This is a genomic window from Rhodoferax sp. GW821-FHT02C08, from assembly GCF_059421805.1.
On the sequence record NZ_JBWKVR010000033.1, the window covers coordinates 35449 to 42746 of the forward strand.

Annotated in this window: 8 protein-coding genes and 1 pseudogene; 1 reads left to right on the forward strand and 8 read right to left on the reverse strand. The window is 60.5% G+C overall.

Annotated features, from left to right (window positions below):
- Window positions 1-7 precede the first annotated feature (7 nt).
- Both AC07VY_RS24850 and hpf read right to left on the reverse strand, forming a co-directional pair.
- Window positions 8-475, reverse strand: coding sequence for a PTS sugar transporter subunit IIA (locus AC07VY_RS24850; protein ID WP_495076872.1), 468 nt, complete (start codon window positions 473-475; stop codon window positions 8-10).
- Between the two features lie 93 nt (window positions 476-568).
- Entirely contained in the window at window positions 569-898 is a 330-nt protein-coding gene (gene hpf, locus AC07VY_RS24855) for a ribosome hibernation-promoting factor, HPF/YfiA family (RefSeq protein ID WP_490591461.1), read from the reverse strand.
- A 330-nt stretch (window positions 899-1228) separates the two neighbouring features.
- On the opposite strand from hpf, the gene AC07VY_RS24860 reads away from it, so the two are divergent.
- On the forward strand, window positions 1229-2218 hold the full coding sequence (locus tag AC07VY_RS24860) for a magnesium and cobalt transport protein CorA (protein ID WP_495076873.1): 990 nt from the start codon (window positions 1229-1231) through the stop codon (window positions 2216-2218).
- Here AC07VY_RS24860 and AC07VY_RS24865 read toward each other — a convergent pair.
- The 6 genes and pseudogenes from AC07VY_RS24865 to AC07VY_RS24890 form a co-directional block, all read right to left on the reverse strand.
- Window positions 2215-2961, reverse strand: a complete 747-nt coding sequence (locus tag AC07VY_RS24865; protein ID WP_495099832.1) for a 5'-methylthioadenosine/adenosylhomocysteine nucleosidase — start codon at window positions 2959-2961, stop codon at window positions 2215-2217. The two genes, AC07VY_RS24860 and AC07VY_RS24865, sit on opposite strands and share 4 nt — an antisense overlap.
- Before the next feature lie 6 nt (window positions 2962-2967).
- The gene (locus AC07VY_RS24870; protein WP_495099831.1) at window positions 2968-4644 is read right to left on the reverse strand and encodes a long-chain-fatty-acid--CoA ligase; all 1677 of its coding nucleotides are present in this window, start codon (window positions 4642-4644) and stop codon (window positions 2968-2970) included.
- Between the two features lie 42 nt (window positions 4645-4686).
- Window positions 4687-6123, reverse strand: a complete 1437-nt coding sequence (locus AC07VY_RS24875; protein WP_495099830.1) for an NAD(P)(+) transhydrogenase (Re/Si-specific) subunit beta — start codon at window positions 6121-6123, stop codon at window positions 4687-4689.
- Entirely contained in the window at window positions 6120-6437 is a 318-nt protein-coding gene (locus AC07VY_RS24880; protein WP_495099829.1) for an NAD(P) transhydrogenase subunit alpha part 2, read from the reverse strand. Before AC07VY_RS24880 ends, AC07VY_RS24875 begins: the two co-directional genes overlap by 4 nt.
- Window positions 6438-6453: 16 nt before the next feature.
- On the reverse strand, window positions 6454-7173 hold the full coding sequence (locus AC07VY_RS24885) for a hypothetical protein (RefSeq protein WP_495099828.1): 720 nt from the start codon (window positions 7171-7173) through the stop codon (window positions 6454-6456).
- Window positions 7170-7298, reverse strand: a pseudogene (locus AC07VY_RS24890) (NAD(P)(+) transhydrogenase (Re/Si-specific) subunit alpha); the annotation flags it as partial. The pseudogene AC07VY_RS24890 and the gene AC07VY_RS24885, both read right to left, overlap by 4 nt.

A 7298-nucleotide genomic window follows, 5' to 3' on the forward strand; every position in this document is an offset into this window, starting at 1 on the left:
CAACAGACTAGGCGGGTTGCGCCGACTGCCAGGTGCTGATCAGGCCGTGCAGGGCCGCAGCGTCTTCGGCAGTCTTGATTTTTTCACGCAGGGGCGCGTCGCTGAGCAGCTCGGCGATTTCCGACAGGATTTCCAGATGTTTCTGAGTTGCAGCCTCGGGCACCAGCAAAAAAATCAGCAGGCCCACGGGCAATTCGTCAGGTGCATCAAAACCGATGGGCTGGGCCAACTGCACCACAGCGGCCATGGGCGACTTCAGCCCCTTGATGCGTCCGTGCGGAATGGCCACCCCATGCCCTAAACCGGTGGAGCCCAGACGCTCTCGGGCAAACAGGCTGTCCGTGATGAGGGCGCGACTCAGGCCGTGCAGGTTTTCAAACAGCAAGCCGGCTTCTTCAAAAGCACGCTTTTTGCTGGACGCGTCAACGCTCACGAGCACTTGAGCGGAGGGCAGGATGGAGGCGAGTCGGTTCATGGTGGGGAGTGAATTATGCACGTGCTGCGTCGCACAACAAAAAAGCCGCCTGATTATGCGGGCGGCTTTGTGGTTGGCGCGCAGCGCCCGAGACTACATCAGGCGCTTGGGCGCTTCATGGTGGTGGTCTTGCACACGGTCTTTGTGGCGTCCCACCTGGCGATCCAGCTTGTCGACCAACTCGTCCACGGCAGCATACAAATCCGCATGGGAGCTCTCGGCGAACATGTCATTGCCTTTGACGTGGATGTTGCACTCGGCGCGTTGTCGTCCCTGCTTTTCCTTTTGCTTCTCGATTGTCAGAAGAACTTTGACATCCACCAGTTGGTCAAAATGCCGGGTTATTCGGTCTAGCTTGGTGGTCACGTAGCTACGCAGTGCGGGAGTCACCTCCAGATGGTGTCCGCTGATCGTCAAGTTCATGTACAGCCTCCTAGTGCATTACTTTCACCGTTGAAAGTCAATTAACTATGCGCCCGATACAGGCGGAACGCAAGCACTAACCCGACCTGATGACATGGCTGTTACAACGGCTAACGAAAACGTGAATAAGTACGCCAATACACCATTCAACACCGCAAAACGCACACCCAAACCAGCACTTTTGCGATGCCATAATCCATAGCGTTACCACATCGGAAATAACCCATGGAAAGCATACCTAGTCGGTAGCTTTCACCTCCCTGCGCTGCACGGGGGGTTGAAAGCCAACCCATTCCCCCGCCCGTAGCCATCATTTCCAGGGAGTGCCCCATGCTCAATATTTTTTCGCTCGCCAACGGTCGTTTATTCCAGGAGGAAATCGAATCGCTGGAAGAGCTGTCCCGTTTTCAACCGATATGGGTGGACCTGGAGTCGCCCACGCTGGAAGAAAAGCGCTGGATCAAGCAGTACTACGGCCTGTCCATCCCCGAAGACGCGATGGACGAAGATATCGAAGAATCGGCCCGGTTCTATCAGGAAGACAACGGCGAACTACATATCCGCAGCGACTTCTTGGTAGCCGACGAATCCGACCCGCGTACCGTGCGGGTGGCTTTCATCCTGAACCAACACAACACCGAGCTGAAAAGCCGCGGCGTACTGTTTTCCATCCACGATGAAGACGTGCCCGTATTCCGTCTGCTGCGCATGCGCGCGCGCCGGGCACCAGGCTTGATCGAAGACGCGAAAGAAGTTTTACTGAAACTTTTCGATGCCGACGCAGAGTACTCCGCCGACACACTGGAAGACATCTACGTGGACCTGGAAAAGGTCAGCCGCCGGGTACTGGCCGGCAATATGACCGACGCCTTGGCGGGCGAGGTACTGGCTTCTATCGCACGGCATGAGGATTTGAACGGCCGCATCCGCCGCAACATGATGGACACCCGCCGCGCCTTGAGCTTCATGATGCGCAGCAAGATGCTGAATGCCGAGCAGTTTGAAGAGGCCCGCCAGATCCACCGCGACATAGACTCACTGGACTCGCACACCGCCTTCCTGTTCGACAAGATCAACTTCTTGATGGACGCCACCGTCGGTTTCATCAACATCAATCAGAACAAGATCATCAAGATCTTCTCGGTGGCCAGCGTGGCCCTGCTGCCGCCGACCCTGGTGGCCAGCGTCTACGGCATGAATTTGAAATTCCCTGAGTTGGAATTTTTGGGCGGCTGGAGCTACCCCTATACCGTCACACTGATGGTGGCCAGCGCACTGGTACCCATGTGGTACTTCTACAAACGGGGATGGCTAACTTAGCCCAAGCGCTGCACAAATTCTGTGAGGATGGCCTGCGCATAGCGGCTGGCCACTGTGCGGACGAACTCGGGAAAGTCCACATGCGCGCTGTCGTCGGCGCGGTCGGAGATGGTGCGCATGGCGGCAAAGGGAATGCCGTAGTCATGGCAAACCTGGGCCACGGCGGCGCCTTCCATTTCCACGGCCAAGGCTTCATGGCCGGCGCCACGCAAAACAGCTTGCAAGCGCTGCACTTCAGTGGCGGCAGAGACGAAACGGTCACCGCTGGCCACCAAGCCATGGTGCACTTGGGGCTTGGATGCATTTAAAGAAAAAAGGCCGCTGGCGCAGGAAATACCTGCGCTAGCCGCTTGCAAAAGCATAGCAGTCAGCACCGGATCGCAGGCAAAGCGGGCCTGGCCATAGAGCGGTATTTCGAAGGTGGGAAACAGCGGTGCCGCGTTCATATCGTGCTGGATGAAGTCGCGGGCCACCACCACGTCCCCCACCTGCACGCCCTCGCCTACGCCTCCGGCCACGCCGGTAAAGACGATGCGGCTGACCTGGAATTTCTCGATCAGCGCCGTAGCTGTGGTGGCCGCGGCCACCTTGCCTATGCGCGACAGCGCCAGCACCACCGGCTGGCCGTACCAGACACCCAAGCCAAATTCACGCCCCGCGTGCTGCACCTGCCGCGCTTGCCCCAGCTGCTCAAAGATGCCCTGCTGCTCTTCGGCCAGGGCGCTCAAGATGGCCAGGGTCATGTCAGATCACGCCTTGGCGCGCAACTCTCGCCGCAGGATTTTGCCCACCGGGGTCTTCGGTAGCTCGGTGCGAAACTCGATAACGCGCGGCTGCTTGTAGCCGGTGAGCTTGGCCTTGCAGTATTCGCGTACCTGGGCTTCGGTCAGCTCGGGGTTTTTCTTCACGATCACCAGCTTCACGGCTTCGCCGGTCTTTTCGTCAGGCACGCCCACACAGGCGCACTCCAGCACGCCGGGCATGGCCGACACCACGTCTTCCACCTCGTTCGGGTAGACGTTGAAGCCGCTGACCAGCACCATGTCCTTTTTGCGGTCCACGATCTTGAAGAAGCCACGTTCGTCCATGGTGCCGATGTCGCCGGTTTTGAAATAGCCGTCGGCCGTCATGGCCGAGGCGGTTTCGTCCGGGCGCTGCCAGTAGCCGGCCATGACCTGCGGGCCTTTGATGGCGATCTCGCCCGGCTGGCCCATGGGCACTTCCACGCCTGCATCGTCCAGCAACTTGAAATAGGTGCTGGGCAGGGGCACACCAATCGAGCCGCTGTAGGACTTGCTAGTGGGCGGGTTGCAGCTGGCGGTGGGCGAGGTTTCGCTCAGCCCGTAGCCTTCGGTGATGGGGCAACCGGTCTTCTCCAGCCAGAGCTTGGCCACGGCCGCCTGCACCGCCATGCCCCCGCCAATAGACACCTTCAGATGGCTCCAGTCCACGGTATTGAAGTCGGGGTGGTTGGCCAGGCCGTTGAACAGGGTATTCACCGCCGGCAGGCTGTGGATGCGGTGCTGCGACAGCTCCTTCAGCACGGCCTTGAGGTCGCGCGGATTCGGAATCAGGATCAGCTTGCCACCGGTGCGCATGGACAGCATCATGCCCACGGTAAAAGCGAAGATGTGGTACAGCGGCAGTGCGCACACGCTGGTGGGCTGTTCGTCAGCGGGTACAGCGTCCATCACCGGTTGGTTCCAGGCCTCGGACTGCAATACGTTGGCGATCACATTGCGGTGCAGCAGCACCGCCCCCTTGGACACGCCGGTGGTACCGCCGGTGTACTGCAGCACGGCCACATCGTCGTGCTGCACCGGTACCGGTTTGAAGACGCCTTGGCTGCCCTTTTCCAATGCTGCATTGAAGCGCACCGCGCCCGGCAACTGGAACGGCGGCACCAGCTTCTTGAGCTTGCGCACCACGTAGTTGACCAGTGCGCCCTTGAGCAACCCCAGCTGGTCGCCCATGGCGCACAGCACCACGTGTTTCACCGGCGTGGCAGCGATGCAGTGCTCCAGCGTGGCGGCAAAGTTCTCCAGAATCACGATGGCCTTGGCGCCCGAGTCCTTGAGCTGGTGCTCCAGCTCGCGCGGGGTGTACAGCGGGTTCACATTGACCAGCACCAGGCCGGCCCGCAGCAGAGCTGCCACGGCCACCGGGTACTGCGGCACATTGGGCATCATCACCGCCACGCGATCGCCCTTGACCAGGCCCAGACCTTGCAGATAGGCGGCGAACTTGCGACTCAGCGCATCGGTCTCGCTGTAGCGCAAGTCCTTGCCCATAAAGCTGTAGGCCGTGCGGTCGGCATACTTCTGGAAGCTCTCCTCGATCAGCGCCTGCAATGAGGGGTAGCAAGCCGGATCTATGTCAGCGGGTACGCCCGGTGGGTAGCTGTTGAGCCAAATGCGCTCGGTCATTCACGTTCCTTCAAAAATACAAAAACAGGCAGCTTCGCCCACCTATTCAATGGCCTTGACCATGTCTTCGACCACCTTCTTGGCATCGCCAAACACCATCATGGTCTTGTCCATGTAGAACAGCTCATTGTCCAGCCCCGCGTAGCCAGCGGCCATGCTGCGCTTATTGACGATGATGGTCTTGGCCTTGTAGGCCTCCAGGATGGGCATGCCGTAGATGGAGCTGCCCTTCACATGCGCGACAGGGTTCACCACGTCGTTGGCACCCAGGATGATGGCCACGTCCACCTGGCCGAACTCGCCGTTGATGTCGTCCATCTCAAACACCTGGTCGTAAGGCACCTCGGCCTCGGCCAGCAGCACGTTCATGTGGCCCGGCATGCGCCCGGCCACCGGGTGGATGGCGTATTTGACGTTGACGCCCTTCGCCGTGAGCTTTTGCGCCAGCTCTTTGACCGCATGCTGGGCCCGTGCCACGGCCAGGCCGTAGCCGGGCACGATGACCACGGTTTCGGCATTGCCGAGCACAAAAGCCGCATCGTCGGCGCTACCGCTCTTCACCGCGCGCTGCACAGCCGCGCCGGCCGATGCGCTTGCCGCGTCGCCGCCAAAGCCACCACCGATGACGTTGAAGAACGAGCGGTTCATGGCCTTGCACATGATGTAGCTCAGGATGGCGCCACTGGAGCCCACCAAGCTGCCGGCAATGATCAGCATGCTGTTGTTCAGGCTGAAGCCGATGCCGGCCGCGGCCCAGCCGGAATAGCTGTTCAGCATCGACACCACCACCGGCATGTCGGCGCCACCGATAGGGATGATCAGCAGCACGCCCAGCAAGAAGCCGAGCGCGATCACCAGGCAGATGTCCAGCCAGCTTTGCGAATGCCAGAAGCCGAACACAAAGAACACCGCCGCCAGGCCCAGCACCAGGTTCAGCTTGTGCTGGCCGGCAAAACTGACCGGCGTGCCCTGGAACAGGCGGAACTTGTACTTGCCGCTGAGCTTGCCAAACGCAATCACCGAGCCGCTGAAGGTCACTGCGCCAATGAACGCCCCCAGCGCCAGCTCGATGCGGTTGCCGCCGGGAATGGCGCCGCCTTTTTCCACAATCGCAAACGCCCAGGGCTCGGCCACGGCCGCCACGGCGATGAACACCGCCGCCAGGCCGATCATGCTGTGCATGAAGGCGACCAGCTCGGGCATCTTGGTCATCTCGACCCGCTTGGCCATCAGCGTGCCGACGCTGCCGCCGACCACCAGCGCGCCCAGTACCCAGGCAATGCCGGTGCCGCCGTCCACCCCCATCTGGCCGGCCAGCTTGAAGATCAGCGCAATGGTGGTGAGTACAGCCACCGCCATGCCCACCATGCCGAACAGGTTGCCACGGATGGATGTGGTGGGATGCGACAGGCCCTTGAGCGCCTGGATGAAGCAGACGCTGGCGAACAGGTACAGCAGGGTGACGAGGTTCAAGCTCATGCTGCCTCCTTGACGGCAGCCTTCTTGTCCTTCTTCTTGAACATCTCCAGCATGCGCCGGGTGACCATGAAGCCACCGAACACATTCACCGCCGCCAGCGCCACAGCCAGCACGCCCATGGTTTTGCCCAGGCCGGTTTCGGTCAGCGCAGCGGCCAGCATGGCGCCGACGATGACGATGGCCGAGATGGCATTGGTCACCGCCATCAGTGGGGTGTGCAGCGCCGGCGTGACGGTCCAGACCACGTGGTAGCCCACGTAGATGGCCAGCACGAAGATGATCAGGTTGGTGACCGTGTGGGAAAGTATGTCCATGCTCTTGTCTCCTTGTTTATGGGGAAGGCTGGTTGGCATTGAACGCCACGGCGGGCATCAGCAATTCACCGCCCATCGAGTTCACTGCCTCTTTCGACGCCGCGCCCAGCGCGTCAGCCCAGGCTGCAACCACCGGGCGCAAATTGACCGGCAATTTGTCCAGCGGCTCGTGGTTGGGCAAACCTGCAAAATCCCTAGCCACCACGCCCTCCACCATCACAATGGAGGCATTGTGGTTGGACATGAAGATCCATACCGGATACGCCACTTCAGGCAACTTTAGCGATGGCGACAGCGGCTCAACGGCCGCCTTCAGCTTAGGCATGGCTTGCTTCAGCAGCATCTCTGTCGAGAACGGACCACCGGTCCGCGCACATTCCATGGCCTTGGCCTGGCCCCCACTGAAGTCATGCGCATATAGCGGCTCCTGGGCTTGGCAGCTGTTGTTGATGTAGAGCTGACTGCGGCCCCAGGTCGCGCCCACCATGAAAGCCGCCGCCACCTGGCCATCCGTGCGGCGCAGTACCAGCAACCCGGCTTCACTGCGGACCTCACCATTGCCCCCTGACACTTTGATACCCAAGGACGGTGCAGGGTACTTTTCCCAGTTACTTTCGGCCAGGGCCACTTTGACGCGGCCTATGGTGATTGCCGAGCCCTCTACTGGTTCGGCCCTAGCCACCGTCAGCACCGCCACGCCCATGGCCAGTGCGGCATAGATATTTTTCAACTTCATACCCGCGTCACCTTTCCACCCTGCGTCATCAAGCAAGCCGCGACGATATCGTCGGCCATGTCCACGTTCAGCGTGCCCTCCTTGGTCAAGATGAGCTTGAGGAAGTCCAGCACATTGCGGGCATA